This is a genomic window from Kocuria sp. ZOR0020, assembly GCF_000800955.1.
Lineage (GTDB): Bacteria > Actinomycetota > Actinomycetes > Actinomycetales > Micrococcaceae > Kocuria > Kocuria subflava.
This window is the reverse complement of record NZ_JROX01000129.1, coordinates 1-631: the sequence shown is the minus strand read 5'-3', so window position 1 is coordinate 631 and position 631 is coordinate 1. Positions and strand designations below refer to the sequence as shown.

General features: G+C 72.6%; 1 protein-coding gene. It reads left to right on the top strand.

The features are described from left to right. Positions 1–13: 13 nt before the first annotated feature. The coding region (locus L979_RS08155) for an FAD-dependent oxidoreductase (protein WP_231559461.1) at positions 14–631 on the top strand (618 nt) is incomplete at its 3' end.

Here is a 631-nt window from a genome sequence, read left to right as displayed (position 1 = left end):
GTCCGCCTGGGGCGTGGACATCACCGTGATCGGACGCCCCCCGGCCCCACTGCCGGGCCTGGACCCGGACATGGGCGCGCTCATCGCCACCGCGATGGAAGGGTACGGGATGGAGGTGCGGATGGAGGAGACCGTCACCGGCTTCGAGACCCACACCGGGAAGGTCACCGCCGTGGTCACCGATCAGGCCACCATCCCCACCGAGCTGGTGATCCTCGGCCTGGGGGTGACCCCGAACACCACCCTGGCCGCCGACGCCGGGATCCCCCTGGGCGAGACGGGGGCGATCGCCGTGGACCGCCGGCTGCGCACCGGCATCGAGGGGGTGTGGGCCGGCGGGGACTGCGTGGAGAAGTTCCACCGCGTCTCCCGCCGCCACGTGGCCCTGCCGCTGGGTACCCACGCGAACAAGGAGGGCCGCACCGCCGGGATCAACCTCGGCGGCGGCTACGCCACCTTCCCCGGGGTGCTCGGCACCGCCGTGACCAAGATCTGCGACATCGAAGTCGGACGCACCGGCCTCGGCGAGGTCGAAGCGCAGGCGGCCGGCTTCGACCCCGTCACCGCCGTGGTCGACTCCACCACCCGGGCCGGCTACTACCCCGGGGCCAAACCCATCCGCACCAAACTC